Origin of the sequence: Dongia sp. (assembly GCF_041906375.1) — a bacterium.
Classification (GTDB): domain Bacteria; phylum Pseudomonadota; class Alphaproteobacteria; order Dongiales; family Dongiaceae; genus Dongia.
Genome location: NZ_JAYRJJ010000010.1, coordinates 16,942 through 34,789, shown reverse-complemented (window position 1 = coordinate 34,789; position 17,848 = coordinate 16,942). Strand labels below are relative to the sequence as shown.

The 17,848-nt window shown below is 62.9% G+C and carries 16 protein-coding genes; 15 read left to right on the top strand and 1 reads right to left on the bottom strand.

The genetic code is table 11. From position 1 onward, the window contains the following. Window positions 1-64: 64 nt before the first annotated feature. The 11 genes from acpS (at window position 65) to ACE3OA_RS20335 (ending at window position 10,433) form a co-directional block, all read left to right on the top strand. Window positions 65-472 (top strand): holo-ACP synthase, encoded by a 408-nt coding sequence (gene acpS / locus ACE3OA_RS20385; protein ID WP_374314255.1) that lies wholly within the window; start codon window positions 65-67, stop codon window positions 470-472. Window positions 473-759: 287 nt separating this feature from the next. Next, complete coding sequence (gene lepB, locus ACE3OA_RS20380; RefSeq protein WP_374314253.1) at window positions 760-1,557, top strand: signal peptidase I; 798 nt, start codon at window positions 760-762, stop codon at window positions 1,555-1,557. A gap of 3 nt (window positions 1,558-1,560) precedes the next feature. Continuing rightward, complete coding sequence (rnc, locus tag ACE3OA_RS20375; RefSeq protein ID WP_374314251.1) at window positions 1,561-2,328, top strand: ribonuclease III; 768 nt, start codon at window positions 1,561-1,563, stop codon at window positions 2,326-2,328. Window positions 2,329-2,356: 28 nt separating this feature from the next. Next, a complete protein-coding gene (era, locus tag ACE3OA_RS20370) occupies window positions 2,357-3,277 on the top strand; it encodes a GTPase Era (protein WP_374314249.1) in 921 nt (306 codons plus the stop codon). A gap of 16 nt (window positions 3,278-3,293) precedes the next feature. Continuing rightward, window positions 3,294-4,019, top strand: a complete 726-nt coding sequence (gene recO, locus ACE3OA_RS20365; protein WP_374314247.1) for a DNA repair protein RecO — start codon at window positions 3,294-3,296, stop codon at window positions 4,017-4,019. Between the two features lie 79 nt (window positions 4,020-4,098). Continuing rightward, on the top strand, window positions 4,099-5,340 hold the full coding sequence (locus ACE3OA_RS20360; protein WP_374314245.1) for an NAD(P)/FAD-dependent oxidoreductase: 1,242 nt from the start codon (window positions 4,099-4,101) through the stop codon (window positions 5,338-5,340). Between the two features lie 4 nt (window positions 5,341-5,344). Then, window positions 5,345-5,887 carry a GNAT family N-acetyltransferase gene (locus ACE3OA_RS20355; protein WP_374314243.1) on the top strand — a complete coding sequence of 181 codons (543 nt, stop codon included), beginning with the start codon at window positions 5,345-5,347 and terminating at the stop codon, window positions 5,885-5,887. Window positions 5,888-5,995: 108 nt separating this feature from the next. Next, window positions 5,996-8,242 (top strand): DNA topoisomerase IV subunit A, encoded by a 2,247-nt coding sequence (gene parC, locus ACE3OA_RS20350; RefSeq protein ID WP_374314241.1) that lies wholly within the window; start codon window positions 5,996-5,998, stop codon window positions 8,240-8,242. 185 nt (window positions 8,243-8,427) lie between these two features. After that, window positions 8,428-8,691 (top strand): hypothetical protein, encoded by a 264-nt coding sequence (locus ACE3OA_RS20345; protein ID WP_374314239.1) that lies wholly within the window; start codon window positions 8,428-8,430, stop codon window positions 8,689-8,691. Window positions 8,692-8,787: 96 nt separating this feature from the next. Further along, window positions 8,788-9,636, top strand: coding sequence for a DUF692 domain-containing protein (locus tag ACE3OA_RS20340; RefSeq protein ID WP_374314237.1), 849 nt, complete (start codon window positions 8,788-8,790; stop codon window positions 9,634-9,636). Then, the gene (locus ACE3OA_RS20335; protein ID WP_374314235.1) at window positions 9,633-10,433 is read left to right on the top strand and encodes a putative DNA-binding domain-containing protein; all 801 of its coding nucleotides are present in this window, start codon (window positions 9,633-9,635) and stop codon (window positions 10,431-10,433) included. Before ACE3OA_RS20340 ends, ACE3OA_RS20335 begins: the two co-directional genes overlap by 4 nt. On the opposite strand, the gene ACE3OA_RS20330 is transcribed toward ACE3OA_RS20335, so the two are convergent. Next, a complete protein-coding gene (locus ACE3OA_RS20330) occupies window positions 10,408-12,720 on the bottom strand; it encodes a PAS domain S-box protein (protein ID WP_374314232.1) in 2,313 nt (770 codons plus the stop codon). The genes ACE3OA_RS20335 and ACE3OA_RS20330 overlap by 26 nt on opposite strands. A 940-nt stretch (window positions 12,721-13,660) precedes the next feature. Here ACE3OA_RS20330 and rpsL point away from each other — a divergent pair. From rpsL to tuf, 4 genes are read left to right on the top strand one after another with little or no spacing between them, the layout of a single operon-like run. Further along, window positions 13,661-14,032 (top strand): 30S ribosomal protein S12, encoded by a 372-nt coding sequence (gene rpsL / locus ACE3OA_RS20325; protein ID WP_374314230.1) that lies wholly within the window; start codon window positions 13,661-13,663, stop codon window positions 14,030-14,032. A gap of 12 nt (window positions 14,033-14,044) precedes the next feature. Beyond that, window positions 14,045-14,515, top strand: a complete 471-nt coding sequence (gene rpsG, locus ACE3OA_RS20320; protein ID WP_374314228.1) for a 30S ribosomal protein S7 — start codon at window positions 14,045-14,047, stop codon at window positions 14,513-14,515. An 18-nt stretch (window positions 14,516-14,533) separates the two neighbouring features. Continuing rightward, window positions 14,534-16,609 (top strand): elongation factor G, encoded by a 2,076-nt coding sequence (fusA, locus tag ACE3OA_RS20315; protein ID WP_374314226.1) that lies wholly within the window; start codon window positions 14,534-14,536, stop codon window positions 16,607-16,609. A 34-nt stretch (window positions 16,610-16,643) separates the two neighbouring features. Further along, window positions 16,644-17,834 (top strand): elongation factor Tu, encoded by a 1,191-nt coding sequence (tuf, locus tag ACE3OA_RS20310; protein WP_374314224.1) that lies wholly within the window; start codon window positions 16,644-16,646, stop codon window positions 17,832-17,834. The last annotated feature ends 14 nt before the right edge of the window (window positions 17,835-17,848 follow it).

Here is a 17,848-nt window from a genome sequence, read left to right as displayed (position 1 = left end):
GCAGTGGATCCCCGGGTCTTCGCCCGGGGATGACGACATAAGAAATGCAGGGCCTGTCAGTTTCATGATCCTCGGCATCGGCAACGACCTCATCGACATCCGGCGCATCGAGAAATCGATCGAGCGTTTCGGCGACCGCTTCATCCAGCGCGTCTTCACCGAGGTGGAGCAGAAGAAGTCCGACCGCCGGGCGCAAAGGGCCGCCTCCTATGCCAAGCGCTTTGCCGCCAAGGAGGCTTGCTCGAAGGCGCTGGGGACCGGTTTTCGCGACCAGGTCTTCATGAAGGATATGGGGGTGGTGAACCTGCCCAGCGGCAAGCCGACCCTCGCCCTCACCAATGGTGCCCTGCGGCGCCTCCACGAGATCACGCCCCCCGGCATGGTGGCGCAGATCGACCTCACCATTACCGACGACTTTCCCCTGGCGCAGGCCATCGTGATCATTTCGGCGATGCCGGCTCCGGCCAAATAGTTATCCGCACCCCCTCACCCCGACCCTCTCCCCGCTATCGCGGGGCGAGGGGGTTTCGACCCAGGCAGTTGGAAAGCCCCTCGCCCCTTTTGGGGAGAGGGGTTGGGGTGAGGGGTTTCGGCTAAACCAGCGGAATATCTCGTAAAAATCCTGGTGCAAAGACGCTGAATCGGCCTTAAAGCCTTGACTTTGCTGGGGTTGGCTGGCTTGATCCGCCCGAAACGCATGCTGCAAAGGCATGCCTGACGCTCCACCCGATTCCCACGCATAAGGCCCTTTTACCCACCATGGCGCGAAAGACAGAGACCGAGCCCAGCCAGATCGTCGAGACCGTAAAGACCATAGCCTGGGCCGCCGTGATCGCCGTGGTGATCCGCACCTTCGCCTATGAACCGTTCAGCATCCCGTCGGGCTCGATGATCCCGACCCTGCTCATCGGCGATTATCTCTTCGTCTCCAAGACCGCCTATGGCTACAGCCGCTTTTCCTTCCCCTGGGGCGTGGTACCCCTCAAAGGGCGCGTCTGGGAAGACAAGCCCGAGCGCGGCGACGTCATCGTCTTCCGCCCGCCGGGAGAGCCGCAGACCGATTTCATCAAGCGCCTCATCGGCCTGCCGGGCGACACTGTCCAGGTCCGCGACGGCCTGCTCTACATCAATGGCGCGCCGGTGAAGCGCCAGCGCATTGAGGATTTCGTCAATCTCGATAACGGCCTGGCCTCGCCCCAATATGTCGAGACGCTGCCGGGCGGCGTTGCCCACCGCATCATCGAGACCCGCGGCGACCAGGGCGAGCTCGACAACACGGCGGTCTATGTGGTGCCCGAGGGGCATTACTTCATGATGGGCGACAATCGCGATTCATCGAGCGACAGCCGCGTGCTGGCGGGCCTGCCGCCGGCCGACCTCAACACCCGCATTACCGATCCGGCGCAGCTCGGCAATGTCGGCTTCGTGCCGGCCGAGAACCTGATCGGTCCCGCCAAGGTGCTGTTCTGGTCCTATGACAACAGCCTGAAACTTACCAATCCGATCACCTGGGTCACGGCGTTGCGCTGGCGGCGCCTGGCTGATCTCGTGGAGTGATGGGTGGCCAAGGCTGCCCTACCTGAGCTCGCCCCGATCCTCGGTCATGTCTTTGCACGGCCGGATCTGCTGGACACGGCCATCACGCATCCCAGTGCCACCGGGCGCAACCGCACCAAGCGCGTCCGCCGCACGGCCAAGGCTGCTGCCGAAGCCAAGCTCGCGGACAATCAGCGCCTGGAATTCCTCGGCGACCGGGTGCTCGGCCTGATCGTCGCCGAGATGCTGTTCGCAACCTTCGCGGAAGAGGATGAAGGGGCGCTGGCCAAGCGCCTGGCCTCCCTCGTGCGCCAGGAAGGCTTGGCGCAGGTGGCGCAGGGCATCGGGCTCGGCCGCTTCCTGGTCCTTTCCAAGGGCGAGGAGGAAAGCGGCGGCCGCGAGAATCCGGCGACCCTCGCCGATGCCTGCGAAGCCATTATCGGGGCGCTCTATCTTGATGGCGGCATCGATGCGGCGCGGATCTTCATCGAGCGTTACTGGCGCCCGATGATGACCGCCGACCTCAATCCGCCGCAGGACGCCAAGACGGCGCTGCAGGAATGGGCCCAGGCCGCCGGGCTCAATCTGCCGCGCTACCGGGTCATCCGCAGCGAAGGCCCGCCGCACGACCCGGTTTTCGAGGTCGAGGCCGCCGTCGAGGGCCATCCGGCCCGGAGCGGTACGGGCCGTTCCAAGCGCGCTGCCGAACAGGCGGCCGCCACCCAATTGCTGGCTCTGGTGCGACCCGAGGGCTTGAGCGAAGATCAGACCGTCGCGGTCAACCCGGCTTGAGGCCGCGTTTCAGGAAAGCAGGCGTCCCATGACTATCGAAACCGCATGCGGCTTCATCGCCGTGCTCGGCGCCCCCAATGCCGGCAAGTCGACGCTGGTTAATCGCGTGGTCGGGCAGAAAGTGTCGATCGTCAGCCCCAAGGTGCAGACGACCCGCGCCAAGGTGCTGGGCATCGTCATGCACGGGCCCGTGCAGATGATCTTTGTCGACACGCCGGGCATCTTTGCGCCCAAACGCCGACTCGACCGTGCCATGGTGGCCGCGGCCTGGAGCGGGGCCGGCGATGCCGATGCCGTTCTCCTCATGGTCGATGCCAGCCGCAAGGGTATCGATGACGACACCAGGCGCATCATCGAGGGCCTGAAGGCGCACAAGCGCAAGGCGGTCCTGGTTCTCAACAAGATCGACCAGGTCAAGGAACGCGAGCGCCTGCTGGCCAAGACCGCGGAACTCAATGCCCTGGCCAATGAGGGCGAGGAGCTTTTCACCGACACCTTCATGATCTCGGCCGAGCAGGGCGACGGGGTCGACGATCTGGTGGCTGAACTGGCGCGCCGCATGCCGAAGGGGCCGCATCACTATCCGGAAGACCATATCACCGACGCGCCGCAGCGCTTCCTCGCGGCCGAGGTGACGCGCGAGCATCTCTTCCGCCAGCTCCATGACGAAGTCCCCTATGCGCTGACCGTCGAGACGGAAGGCTGGGAGGAATTCAAGGACGGCTCGGTCAAGATCACGCAGATCGTCTTCGTTGCCAAGGAAGGGCAGAAGGCCATCGTCATTGGCAAAGGCGGCGCCAAGATCAAGGCGATCCGCGAAGCGGCGCAGCGCGAGATGCAGCAGGCGTTCGAGCGCCAGGTGCATCTCTTCCTTTTCATCAAGGTGCGCGGCAGCTGGGCCGAAGACCCCGAGCGCTACCGCGAAATGGGCCTCGATTTCGAGAACTGACGCGCGGCAGGCGGCAGTGGATTTCACCGACACCGCCTTCGTTCTGTCCGCCCGCCGCCATGGCGAGGGCGATCTCATTCTCTCCTGCCTCACGCGCGCGCATGGACGGCATATGGGGCTGGTGCGGGGCGGGGCCGGGCGCCGGTCGCGTGCCACCTACGAGGTCGGCAATGCGATCAGCGTCAATTGGCGGGCGCGGCTTTCCGAACAGCTGGGGCATTTCCAGGCCGAGATGATCGAGGCCAATATCGCGCATCTGATGGACGATGCCGATCGCCTCTCGGCCTTGAGTGCCGCCGCCGGTGTCATCGATGCGACCCTGCCGGAGCGGGAGCCGCATCAGGACGTCTATAACGATTTCGCAGCGCTGATCGCCGGGCTGGTGGCTTCCGTGCCGGATTGGGGACGGCTCTATCTGCGCTGGGAACTCAAATTGCTGGCCGATCTCGGCTTCGGTCTCGATCTCACCCGCTGCGCCGTCACCGGCGCCACCGATGGTCTGGTCTTCGTCTCACCCAAGACCGGCCGCGCGGTCAGCCGGGCCGGGGCCGGGCAATATGCCGAGCGCTTGCTGCCGCTGCCGGCCTTCCTGCTGGCCGATGACGCAGCCGCGGACGCAACGGCCTTGGCGCAAGGGCTGCGCCTCACGGGCCATTTCCTCCACGCCCATCTGCTGCCCACCGGCGGTGCCGAAAAACGCTTCAGCGCCCGGGACCGGCTGGTCGAACGCCTGACGCGCTGAGTGTTTTTGCCGCAGCTTGATTTGGCGGCCGGCCTTCGCCATGCTCCCCCATTCGAGTATCGGGGGTCATCGGGGTATCATGAGCAATCGGCATTTCATCGTCATCGGCGCCGGCATCGTCGGCATTTCCACGGCACTCTATCTGCAGAAGGATGGGCATCGCGTCACCGTGATCGACGGGCGCGACCCGGGCGAGGGCACGTCGAAGGGGAATGCCGCGGTCATCGCGACCGAATCCTGCATCCCGGTGGCGACGCCAGGCATCCTGTGGGATGTGCCCAAGATGCTGATGGACCCGCTGGGGCCGCTCGCCATCCGCTGGGGATACCTGCCCAAGATCGCGCCCTGGTTGCTGCGCTTTGTTGCCAATAGCGGCGAGAAGCGGGTCGAGCAGATTTCGATCACGCTCCGCGCCGCCCTGGTGCAGGCGCTGGCAGCGCATAAGGAATTGGCCGCACTTGCCAACCAATCGCTGATGATCAAGGACACAGGCTGGCTCGGCGTCTTCGAGAAAGACGAAAAGTTCCAGAGCTATCAATGGGACCTTGCCCTGCAAAAGCGCCGCGGCATCGATTTTCAGGTGCTGAAGAAGGAAGAGATCCGCCAGTTCGAGCCGAGCCTGCAGCCGATCTACAATCACGCGGTCTATTACCCGGAAAATTCCTTCGTCACCGACAACTTTGCGCTGGTGCAGCGCCTCGCCAATCATTTTGTCGCCAATGGCGGCAAGATCGTGAAGGCTGACGTGACGGGTTTCGAGATCGGTACCGACGGGCCGAGAGCGGTCAAGGCCGGCGGGCAATCATATGCGTGCGACGCCGTGGTCGTGGCGGCCGGCGCCTGGTCGAAGAAACTGAGCGCCATGCTGGGACATAAGGTGCCGCTCGATACCGAGCGCGGCTATCATGTCACCCTGCCCAATGCGCAGAAGCGCCCGCGCATGCCGCTTTATTCCGGCGATCATTCCTTCGCCATCACGCCGCTCGATGTGGGCCTGCGCTTTGCCGGCACGGTCGAACTGGGCGGGCTGGAGGCGGAGCCCAATTACGCTCGCGCGCAGAAGCTGATGAACCATGGCAAACGCATGTTCGGCGATCTCGACGAAACCGGGCGCAGCGACTGGATGGGCTTCCGTCCCTCGATGCCGGACTCGGTCCCCGTGATCAGCCAGGGCGGGCGCTTCAAGAACACCTATTTCGGCTTCGGCCACGGGCATATCGGCCTCACTTTGGGCCCAGTGACGGGCCGCATCATTGCCGATCTGGCGGCCGGGCGCGATCCGGGGCTCGACATGCAGCCCTTCCGCATCGACCGGTTCTGAGACCATGCGCGCGCCCGACAGGCCAGCCGAAGGCGGCTTTTCGCTGCGTCTGCTCCTGCCCTCGGATGCGCCGCAATACCGGTTGTTCCGGCTCAACAATCTGCGGCTCTATCCGACACTCTTCCGCGCCGATGCGGCGGAAGAGTCGCTGAAACCGCTGGCGACGTCGGAGCGGCGCTTGAAACCGACGCCGCTCAACCGCTGGCAGGGCGCCTTCGATCAGGCCGGCATTCTCATCGGCGCAGTCGGCTTCCGGCGCGAACCCGGCGCCAAGCGCCAGCATATCGGGCAGATCATCGGCCTCTCCGTCTCGCCGGATTGGCAGGGGAAGGGCATCGCCACGGCGCTGATGCTCGGCGTCATCGATTATGCGCGCAGCCTCGACGGGCTGCGGCAACTGCAGCTGACCGTCACCATTCCCAATCCGGCGGCCGAGCAGCTTTACGACCGGCTGGGCTTCCAGGTCTTCGGGCTGGAGGAAGACGCACTCAGGATCGGCGGCGAATCGCATCCGAAACAGCATCGGCAATTGTTCCTCGACCGCTAAGCGATTGATCGGCCTTGAAAGATAACAGGACTCGCAGGCTTGACGTGGGGCCAGCGCCGCCTAGGATGGCGCCCGATTCACGCCTTTAGCTGAAAGCTGATTCCCCTTATGGCCAAAAAAGCCGCTTCGACCACGCCGCCCCCACAGGGTGAGATCAAACTGACCAACCTCGCCGAGGCCCTGGGCGAGCGTTATCTGTCCTACGCGCTCTCCACCATCATGTCCCGCTCGCTGCCCGATGTGCGCGACGGCTTGAAGCCGGTGCACCGGCGCATTCTCTATTCCATGCGGCAGCTCAGGCTCGACCCGGGTTCCGGATTCAAGAAATCGGCCCGCGTGGTCGGCGACGTCATGGGTAAGTTCCATCCCCATGGCGATGCCTCGATCTATGACGCCATGGTGCGCTTGGCGCAGGATTTCGCCGTCCGCTATCCGATGGTCGAAGGCCAGGGCAATTTCGGCTCGATCGACGGCGATAACCCGGCGGCGATGCGCTATACCGAGGCGCGCCTCACCGAGGCCGCGGCCCTCATGCTGCAGAACCTCGACGAGGATACGGTCGATTTCCGCCCGTCCTATGACGGCGAAAATCTGGAGCCAATGATTCTGCCGGCGGCCTTCCCCAATTTGCTGGCCAACGGTTCGCAGGGTATCGCGGTCGGCATGGCGACCAGCATCCCGCCGCACAATGTGGCCGAGATCTGCGATTGCTTGTCGCATCTTCTCAAAACGCCCAATGCACGCATCGAGACGCTGGTGAATTTGATGCCGGGGCCGGATTTCCCGACCGGCGGCCTGCTCTGCGAAACGCGCGAGACCATTGTCGAGGCCTATCGCACGGGGCGCGGCTCGTTCCGCATCCGCGCGAAATGGGTGAAGGAGGAATTGAAGGGCGGCGGCTACCAGATCGTCGTCACCGAAATTCCCTACCAGGTCGCCAAATCGCGCCTCATCGAAAAGATCGCCGAGCTGCTGCAGGACAAGAAGCTGCCCTTCCTCGACGACATCAACGATGAATCGACCACCGACATGCGTCTGGTGCTGACGCCCAAGTCGCGGAACATCGAGGCCGAGCATCTGATGGAGCAGCTGTTCCGCCAGACCGACCTCGAGACGCGCTTCAGCCTCAATATGAACGCGCTCGATGCCAACCAGACGCCGCGCGTCATGCCGCTCAACGAGGTGCTGCAGGCCTATCTCGACCATCGCCGCGTCGTGCTGCAGCGGCGCTCGAAATTCCGCCTCGGTGAAATCGAACGGCGTCTCGAAATCCTCGACGGCTATCTCGTCGCCTATCTCAACATCGACGAGGTGATCCGCATCATCCGCTTCGAAGACGAGCCCAAGGCCGTCATGATGAAGAAGTGGAAGCTTTCGGACATCCAGACCGACGCCATCCTCAACATGCGCCTCAAAGCTTTGCGCAAGCTTGAGGAAATGGAGATCAAGGGTGAGCACAAGGAGTTGTCGGCCGAACGCAAGGCCTTGCAGGCCCTGCTGGCCTCCGACGACAAGCAATGGGAAGCGATCGGCACCGAGGTGCTGGAGCTGAAGAAGCTCTATGGCCCGAAGACGACCCTGGGCAAGCGCCGCACGGAACTCGGCGAGGCGCCCTCGGCCATGATCATCCCGCTGGAAGCAATGATCGAGCGCGAGCCGATCACGGTGGTTTGCTCGTCGAAGGGCTGGATCCGCGGCATGAAGGGCCATGTCGAGGAAGGTGCCGAGATCAAGTTCAAGGAAGGCGATTGGGCGAAGTTCCAATTGCATGCCGAGACGACCGACAAGCTGGTGATCTTCGCCACCAACGGCAAGTTCTATACGATCCCTTGCGACAAGCTGCCGGGCGGGCGCGGCCATGGCGAGCCGGTCAGGCTCTATATCGACCTCGGCAACGAGCATGACATCGTCACCATGATGATCCACAAGCCGGGCCGGAAGCTGCTGGTGGCCAGTCATGACGGCCGCGGCTTCGTCGTCTCGACCGACGAGATCCTGGCCCAGACCAAGAACGGCCGCCAGGTGCTCACCGTGCCGGAAGGCGAGGAAGCCAATGTCTGCGTGCCGGCCGATGGCGACATGCTGGCCGTGATCGGCGACAACCGGAAGCTCCTGATCTTCAAACTCGCGGAAGTGCCGGAGATGACGCGCGGTCGCGGCGTCATGCTCCAGAAATACAAGGACGGGGGTCTCTCCGACGCCAAGGTCTATACCAAGGCGGAAGGCTTGACCTGGCGCCTCGGCGACAAGATCCGCACCGAGACGCACGGCAACCTCAAGGACTGGATCGGCGAACGCGCCCAGGCCGGCCGCCTGCCGCCCAACGGATTCCCGAAGGCGAACAAGTTCGGCTGAGGCCTGATAGAGACAGATTGGATCTAGATCCCCGCGCTGCCGACAGGCTCGCGGGGATTTTGCTTTGAGTGCGCATCGCTCTGTAACAAACAGAACGATGCCGGCGAAACCTCCTTTGCTGGCCGGGTTCTGCGCCTGACGCGCTGCCCCGCCCGCACCAACAACACTTCTGGAGGGAGCGCTTTATGACGACCATGACCAAGATCACCACCAGCACTTTGGCCGCCGCAGCTATGGCTCTGTTGGCCGGCGGCACGATCAGCCTCAGCACCACGCCTGCCCAAGCCGATGCGGTGCATTGCGCCGGCATCAATGCTTGCAAGGGCCAGGGTTCCTGCAAGAGCGCCAACAATTCCTGCAAAGGCCTGAACAGCTGCAAAGGCCAGGGCTGGATCGAACAGCCGAGCGCCGAAGCCTGCACCGGCGCCGGCGGTATGGTAGTGGAATAAGCGCGACCATCGGTTAGGCGGGGCGGTTGGGCGGGCGGCATCATCCCCGTGGCTGCCGCCCGCCAGCCACCATCGGCAAGTAGAGTTGAGGCAAACATGTCCTCTCCCTTGAGCGGCTTCGGCCTCGGGCTGCGCCCGGTTCATTATGACGATCTGGCGGCGCATGCCGACGCGCCGGCGCGGCGCGTCGATTGGCTGGAGATCATCTCGGAAAACTACATGCGTGTCGGCGGCAAGCCGCGTCGGCATCTGGTTGAACTGCGTGCGCGCTACCCGATGGCGATGCACGGCGTATCGTTGTCGATCGGTTCAACGGCACCGCTGGACCGGGACTATCTTGCTGCCTTGAAGGAATTGGCCGAGGATCTGGAGCCGGCCTGGATTTCCGACCATCTATGCTGGACCGGCATGGCCGGGCTCAATATGCACGATCTGCTGCCGTTACCCTTCACCGAGGAAGCGCTGGGCCATGTGGCGGAGCGGCTGCTGCGGGTGCAGGATTTTCTAGGGCGATCCATCCTGCTTGAGAACACATCGAGCTATGTGACGTATGTTCAGTCGGCGATGCCGGAATGGGAATTCATTGTCGAACTTGCGCGCCGCACGGGATGCGCCCTTCTGCTCGACGTCAACAATGTCCATGTGAATGCGTTCAACCACAATTTCAATCCGCTGGACTTCCTGCGCGCCATCCCACCGGCATTGGTGCGGCAGATTCACCTGGCCGGCCACGAAGATCACGGCACGCATATTATCGACACGCACGATCACAAAATCGCGCCGGCAGTCTGGGATCTGTATGCCGAAGCTGTCGCGCGTTATGGTGCGATACCGACCATGATCGAGCGTGACGATCACATCCCGCCGCTGGGCGATCTGCTCGTCGAGCTTGATCAGGCCCGAGAAGTCGCCGCTACTGCAATGCGTGCGATGCGGGTGGCATGATGCAGTTGCCGGTGTTACTGGCCGCGTTCCAGGCGTATCTGCAGCGGAAATCCAGCGACATGCTGTGCCATGTCCGAGGCAATGAGCGGCTTCCGGCAGCAGATCTGCTGGAGGTCTACCGGCGTGGTTACGGGTTGCGGCTGGTGGAAGCTCTGGGGAATGATTTTCCGGGCCTCAGGGGATTGCTGGGCGAAGACGATTTCGCCAATGTCGCGCGAGACTATGTGGCCACACATCCGTCGCGGCATCCGTCACTGCGGTGGCTGGGGTCCGGCCTGGCGGATTTTCTCGCCGACCATGGAAGCGTCCTTTCTGCCGACATGGCGCGATTCGATTGGGCCGTTGCCCTTGCCTTTGATGCCCCCGACCAGTCCACCGCCTCGCTTTCCGACCTGTTTTCCCTGCCGGCCGAAACATGGGAGACATTCGGTCTGCGCTTTGCCGATTGCGTCAGCGATCTGACGGCCGATAGCTCTATCGCCGCGCTACGTCATGCGTTGTTGCGCAGCGAATCGGATCTCCCGCCCGCCACGGGATACGAAATGTCCTGGTTGGTCTGGCGCCAGGGTGAGGACGTGCAGTACCGTCCATTGCCGGAAGACGAAGCGCAGGCATTCGCGTTCATGCGCGCTGGCGGTTCGTTCGGCAACATGTGCAGCCTGCTGGCATCGACTTGCAATGAAAGCGAGCCATCCCGGCGCGGTGCCGAGATACTGCAAGATTGGTTGTCGCGCGGACTGGTGGCGGAAATTCCACCGCTGGCGCCCGAACTCAGGCCGGCTGCAGTTCCTGCCTGAGCGGCAACTTCAACGTGACGGTCGTGCCCACCTCCGGCTCGGAGGCGACCGAGAATTCGCCGCCGAGGATGGCGGTGAAGCGTTGTACCAGGGTGAGGCCGAGGCCGGTTCCCTCAATCGTCCGGCTATGCGCCCGCTCGACCTGGGCAAAAGGCTGCAGCGCCCGTTCGATTTCCGGTCCGGACATGCCGATGCCGGTATCGGCGATGGCGATCACAAGATGTTCGCCGTCGTCATGGTGTGCGGCGCTGAGGCTGATGCGGCCGCCCTCCCGGTTGAACTTGACCGCGTTGGACAGGATGTTGAGCAGCAATTGCTTGAGCAGCCGCCGGTCACTGCGCAATTCAATTGGCGGGATGTCGAGCTCGATCGAGAGCGATTTCGGACGCGCCGCCGGTTCCAGATAACCGACGCATTCCTGGGCCACCACCTGCAGCGGCACGTCGACCGGTCGCAATTCCAGACGGCCGGATTCGACCTTGGCCAGGTCGAGAATGTCGTTGATCAAGCTCAGCAGATGGCGGCCGCTCTGCAGGATGATGCCGTGATATTCGCCCTGCTTGTCCGTCGCCATGTTGGCGCCGAAGGTCATCAGCAATTCGGAAAAGCCGATGATGGCGTTGAGCGGCGTGCGCAATTCGTGGCTCATCGTTGCCAGGAATTCGGACTTTGCCCGGTTGGACTGTTCGGCTAGCTGCGCCAGCCGACCTGATTCTTCGATAAGGCGGCGCAGCTCGGCTTCGCTGTTCTTGGTGTCGGTCACGTCCTGGGTGACACCGACCGCCCACAGCCTTCCCGTCTCCGCATTGCGATAGACATGGCCGATCTCGCGGAACCAGCGCAGCTCGCCGTTCTTGGTGAGGGCACGGAATTCCTCCTCATAGCGCCGACCGGCCTCGGTCAGGCCCCTTTCGTCGTCTTCAGGCCGATAGCTCGGCAGGGGATCGTGTCTGATCTTCCGGTCGCTGTTCCGCTCGCGCTCGAATTCCGCCACCGACATGCCGAAGAGGGCCGCCAGTTCTTCCGAGCAGACCATGCAGCGATCGTCGGTGACGTCCCACATCCAGGTGCCGAAACGACCGATCTCGGCGCCTTGCCGCAGCAGGTTCTCATGCCCCCGCAGCGCCTCTTCGGCCAATCGGCGCGCGCTGACGTCGATCACGGCGCCGATCGTGCGCAAGGGGCGCGATGCGGCACCCGTTCCTGCAAAATAGGTTTGCGACCGGTTGTCGAGCCACCGCACCGTGCCATCGCGGTGCAGAATCCGGTATTCGATATCGAATCTGCCGTCACCGTCGGGGTCGTGTGCCGCCTTGAGGGCGGCAAGAACGCGGGCGCGGTCCTGTAGATGAATTTGCGCGGCGAGCTTCTCGATGGTGACCGGCTCGGTCATGTTCCAGCCGAAGATGCGCCGTTGTTCGGGCGACCAGAAGATGGCATCGGATTCGTGATCGTGATCGAATATCCCGATATGCGACAGCTGCGCCACTTCCTGCGTCAGCTGTTCCTTGCGCCGCAGCGTGTCCTGTATTTTCAGCCGCTCGGTTACGTCATGCCCGATCGCCAGAAGTGCAATCACGCGGCCATCGCCGTCACGGATGGGCGTGTCCGACCATTCGATCATGCGTTCCTGCCCGCTACGCAACCGGACCGGATTGACATGGCCGCGCGTGGGCGTACCGCCCAGCGCAGCATGCATGGCGAGACGAATCTTTCCCTGGAGGGGCTCGGGCACGAAGGTTGATATCCAATCCCTGCCGCGAACCTCCTCAAGGCGGTATCCGGTCAACTCCTCGCAATAGGGATTGACGCGCTGGATCACACCTTCGGGCGAGAGCAGCAGAACGAGGGCGGGGACGGCGTCGATGAGCGCGTCAGAGAATGCGCGCTCGGCTTCAGGCGGCGTCCCGTCCGCTTCCGACCCGGTAAGGTCGTTGAAGGACAGGCAGCAGCCCCAGACATGGCCGTCGCCATCCTGCTGGGGTGCGCAATCAAGCCTGACGCGACGCCGGATCTCGCCGGCAAAGGGGAATGCCAGATGCAGGGTGACAGGCGTGCCGGCCAAGGCGCCGTTGATCGCATCCACCAATTGTTTCGGCGCCGATCCCGCCGGCAGGATGTCGGCCAGTTGCCGGCCGGTTGCGGCGTGTCCGTCGACCGCACACCAGCGGGCCATCGTACGGTTGAGATAGAGCAGGCGATGGGATGCGTCGAGAAGCAGGATTCCGCCTGGCAACGTATCCAGGATGTCGCTCAGCATTGACGCGTTGGGCAATTGAATGGTCATGCCGCGACGTTAGGCGGGACGACCTTAAATTTGATTTAAAACCCGACAGGTGTGCCCGACAGGTATGGTTGCCACGCAATACGCATTCACTCCCAAGGACAGGCATGAATACCGGCATGAATTCTGTCTCTTGCCGTATCCGCGGCAAGGCCATACCGGTATGGGAGTGATGATCTGCGGATAAGACACTGGACCCATACCTATGTTTCCTAGAGATCGCGGGTCGGACGGAAACCGGGGATCCTTTCGTATCCCCGGCCATCAACCGGGTCGCGGCGGGCCAAGCGACGGCCCCATTGCCCGCCGACCCTGCGCCGCCACGGCAAAACCCGGCGCAGGGGTGTCGTTCTCCACGCGGGCGATTAAGGATCCATGCTTTGAAGGTGCGTTGCCGGGTGGCCGGGGTGAATAAGGGAGGGGGAGCAATAAGGAGCTTCGACTCCGGGCCGAGCCGGCGGGCAACGATCTGAATTGATTTTTAGGTAATTTAATTACCAAAAAGCTGAGCTTTTCAGTCGGAAAGGCCGGGCGAGGCTAGAAGTAGGGGGCTGGGGCCCTCAAGGGCCCAGCGTATGGTAGTTATGCACAGACCGTCGTGCTGCTGTTAAGCCTTTGAAAAATCCCGATTTCAGCCCGGATTCTTCTGCTTGACCGGGGGTATTCGAATCAATATATTCCGCCCGCCTTTAAGGGGGCTGGTGGTAGACCTTTGGCGCGCAAGCGCCACCACAGTCTAGACGCTGTCCCCGCTTAAGCATCCGAAGCGACATATGGCTCCTCTGCCTTTGAGCATGAGCAATCTGGCGTTTTTAGCGACCGCATCGAGACGCGAAAGCGTCGGTAGTTCGATGAGGTCGCGTTTGCATATGGCAACCATTTGCATGTCGCAAATCTGCGCCAATGGGCTCGGCCCGGACGCGCAACGAGGTGAGGAAGAAGAATGCCGACGATTAACCAGCTGATCCGCCAGGGCCGTGCGCCCCTGAAGGCCCGTAACAAGGTCCCGGCGCTTGAAGCGAGCCCGCAGAAGCGTGGCGTGTGCACCCGCGTCTACACGACGACGCCGAAGAAGCCGAACTCAGCGCTGCGTAAGGTCGCGCGCGTGCGGCTCACCAACGGTTTCGAAGTCACCTCATACATCCCCGGCGAAGGCCATAACCTGCAGGAGCACTCGGTCGTCATGATCCGCGGTGGCCGCGTAAAGGATTTGCCGGGCGTTCGCTATCACATCATCCGCGGCACGCTCGATACCCAGGGCGTGAAGGACCGCAAGCAGCGTCGTTCGAAGTACGGCGCGAAGCGGCCGAAGTAAGGAGATCCAGAGATGTCGCGTCGTCACGCAGCTGAAAAGCGCGAAGTTCTGCCGGATGCCAAGTTCGGCGACATCGTGCTCACCAAGTTCATGAACAGCCTTATGTATGCCGGCAAGAAGTCGACGGCAGAAACCATCGTCTATGGCGCTCTCGCCAATGTCGAGAAGAAGTCCAAGGGCGATCCCATCAAGTTGTTCCACGAAGCCCTCACCAACGTGAAGCCGCACCTCGAAGTGCGCTCGCGCCGCGTCGGTGGCGCGACCTATCAGGTGCCGGTCGAAGTTCGCCCGGACCGCGCCCAGGCGCTGGCGATCCGCTGGATCATCACGACCGCCCGCGGCCGTTCCGAGCAGACCATGACCGACCGTCTCGCCGCCGAAATCCTCGACGCCGCCAACAACCGCGGCGCCTCGGTGAAGAAGCGCGAAGACACCCATCGTATGGCGGAGGCGAACAAAGCCTTCTCCCATTATCGCTGGTAAGAGCAAGGAAACCGCATCATGGCGCGCACTACCCCGCTCGAGCGATACCGCAATATCGGCATTATGGCCCACATCGATGCCGGCAAGACCACCACGACCGAGCGCATCCTCTATTACACCGGCAAGTCCTATAAGATCGGCGAAGTGCATGAAGGCACGGCGACGATGGACTGGATGGAGCAGGAGCAAGAGCGCGGCATCACGATCACCTCGGCCGCCACGACCTGCTTCTGGAACGACCACCGCATCAACATCATCGACACCCCGGGCCACGTCGACTTCACCATCGAAGTCGAGCGTTCGCTGCGCGTGCTCGACGGTGCCGTGACGGTGTTCGATTCGGTTGCCGGCGTCGAGCCGCAGTCGGAGACGGTGTGGCGCCAGGCCGACAAGTACGGCGTGCCGCGCATCTGCTTCGTCAACAAGATGGATCGCATCGGCGCCGACTTCTATCGCTGCGTCGACATGATCGTCGACCGCCTCGGTGCGAAGCCGCTCGTCATCCATCTGCCGATCGGTTCGGAAAGCGAATTTGCCGGTCTCGTCGACCTCGTCGCCATGAAGGGCGTCATCTGGAAGGATGAGAGCCTCGGCGCCGAATTCGTCATCGGCGACATCCCCGCCGACATGAAGGAAAAGGCCGAGGAATATCACGCCCGTCTCGTCGAGATGTGCGTCGAACTCGACGACCAGGTCATGGAAGCCTATCTCGAAGGCAAGCAGCCGGACGTCGCGACGCTGAAGAAGCTCATCCGCAAGGGCACCAACTCAGGCGCGTTCGTGCCGGTCCTGTGCGGCTCGGCCTTCAAGAACAAGGGCGTGCAGCCCATGCTCGACGCCGTCGTCGATTTCCTGCCGTCGCCGCTCGACGTGCCGGACATGAAGGGCGTTGCCGTCGATTCCGACCAGGAAATGACCCGCAAGAGCTCGGATGACGAGCCTTTCTCGGGCCTCGCGTTCAAGATCATGACCGATCCGTTCGTCGGCTCGATCACCTTCGTGCGCATCTATTCCGGCATCCTCAACTCGGCCACCACCGTGCTCAACACGGTGAAGGAAGAGAAAGAGCGCGTCGGCCGCATGTTGCTCATGCATGCCAACAGCCGCGAAGACATCAAGGAAGCCCGCGCTGGCGACATCGTCGCCCTCTGCGGCCTGAAGAACACCACCACCGGTGACACCCTCTGCGATCCCGCGCACCCGATCGTTCTCGAGCGCATGGAATTCCCGGAGCCGGTCATCGAAGTGGCGGTCGAGCCGAAGTCGAAGGCCGACCAGGAAAAGATGGGCGTGGCCTTGAACCGCCTCGCGCAGGAAGATCCCAGCTTCCGCGTCAATTCCGATCCGGAAAGCGGCCAGACGATCATCAAGGGGATGGGCGAACTCCACCTCGAAATTCTCGTCGACCGCATGAAGCGCGAATTCAAGGTCGAGGCCAACGTGGGTGCGCCGCAGGTGGCGTATCGCGAAAGCATCACCAAGAAGGTCGAACACGACTACACGCACAAGAAGCAGACCGGTGGTTCGGGCCAGTTCGCCCGCGTCAAGATCCGCTTCGAGCCGCTTGAGGCGGGTTCGGGCTTCGTGTTCGAGAACGCCGTCGTCGGCGGTTCGGTGCCGCGCGAATACGTGCCGGGCGTCGAAAAGGGCCTGAAGCTCGCCAAGGAAACGGGCGTCATCGCCGGCTTCCCGCTGATCGACTTCAAGGCGACCCTGATCGACGGCGCCTATCACGACGTCGACTCGAACGTGCTGACCTTCGACATCGCGGCGCGCGCCTGCTTCCGCGAAGGCATTCCGAAGGCCGGCCCGAAGCTTCTCGAGCCGATGATGAAGGTCGAGGTCGTCACCCCGGAAGACTACATGGGTGACGTGATCGGCGATCTCAATTCGCGTCGTGGTCAGGTCCAGGGCATGGACAGCCGCGGCAATGCGCGCGTCATCACGGCGATGGTGCCGCTCGCCAACATGTTCGGCTATGTGAACACTCTGCGCTCGATGAGCCAGGGCCGTGCCCAGTACAGCATGACTTTCGACCACTATGAGCAGGTTCCCCAGGCGGTTGCGGACGAAGTCCGCGCCAAGATGGCCTAACGGAACCGCGACAGATACTGACGGAGTAAAGAAGATGGCGAAGGCTAAATTTGAGCGTAACAAGCCGCACTGCAACGTTGGCACGATCGGCCACGTTGACCACGGCAAGACGTCGCTGACGGCGGCGATCACGAAGGTTCTGGCGGAAACGGGCGGTGCGACGTTCACGGCCTACGACCAGATCGACAAGGCGCCGGAAGAGCGTGCGCGCGGCATCACGATCTCGACGGCTCACGTTGAGTACGAGACGAAGAACCGCCACTACGCCCACGTCGATTGCCCGGGCCATGCCGACTACGTGAAGAACATGATCACGGGTGCGGCGCAGATGGACGGCGCCATTCTGGTGGTTTCGGCCGCTGACGGCCCGATGCCGCAGACCCGCGAGCACATCCTCCTGGCCCGTCAGGTCGGCGTGCCGGCGCTGGTGGTGTTCATGAACAAGTGCGACATGGTGGACGACGCCGAGCTGCTCGACCTGGTCGAGCTCGAAGTGCGCGAGCTGCTGTCGAAGTACGATTTCCCGGGCGACAAGATTCCGATCATCCGCGGTTCGGCCCTGTGCGCGCTGGAGAACAAGAGCCCGGAATTGGGCCATGACGCGATCCTGAAGCTGATGGCGGCGGTTGACGAATACATCCCGCAGCCGGAGCGTCCGAAGGATCGTCCGTTCCTGATGCCGATCGAAGACGTGTTCTCGATCTCGGGCCGCGGCACGGTGGTCACGGGTCGCGTTGAGCGCGGCATCGTGAAGGTCGGCGAGGAAGTCGAGATCGTCGGCCTCAAAGCCACGGTGAAGACGACGGTGACCGGCGTTGAAATGTTCCGCAAGCTGCTCGATAGCGGTGAAGCGGGCGACAACATCGGCGCGCTGCTGCGCGGCACCAAGCGCGAGGACGTCGAGCGCGGCCAGGTCCTGGCGAAGCCCGGCTCGATCACCCCGCACACCAAGTTCAAGGCGGAAGCCTACATTCTGACCAAGGAAGAGGGTGGCCGTCACACGCCGTTCTTCTCCAACTATCGCCCGCAGTTCTACTTCCGCACGACGGACGTGACGGGCACGGTCGAGTTGCCGGAAGGCACCGAAATGGTGATGCCCGGCGACAACATCTCGATGGTGGTCAACCTGATCGCCCCGATCGCCATGGATGAAGGCCTGCGCTTCGCCATCCGCGAAGGCGGTCGTACCGTCGGCGCCGGCGTCGTCGCCAAGATCGTCGAGTAAGGCCTTTAGGCCCA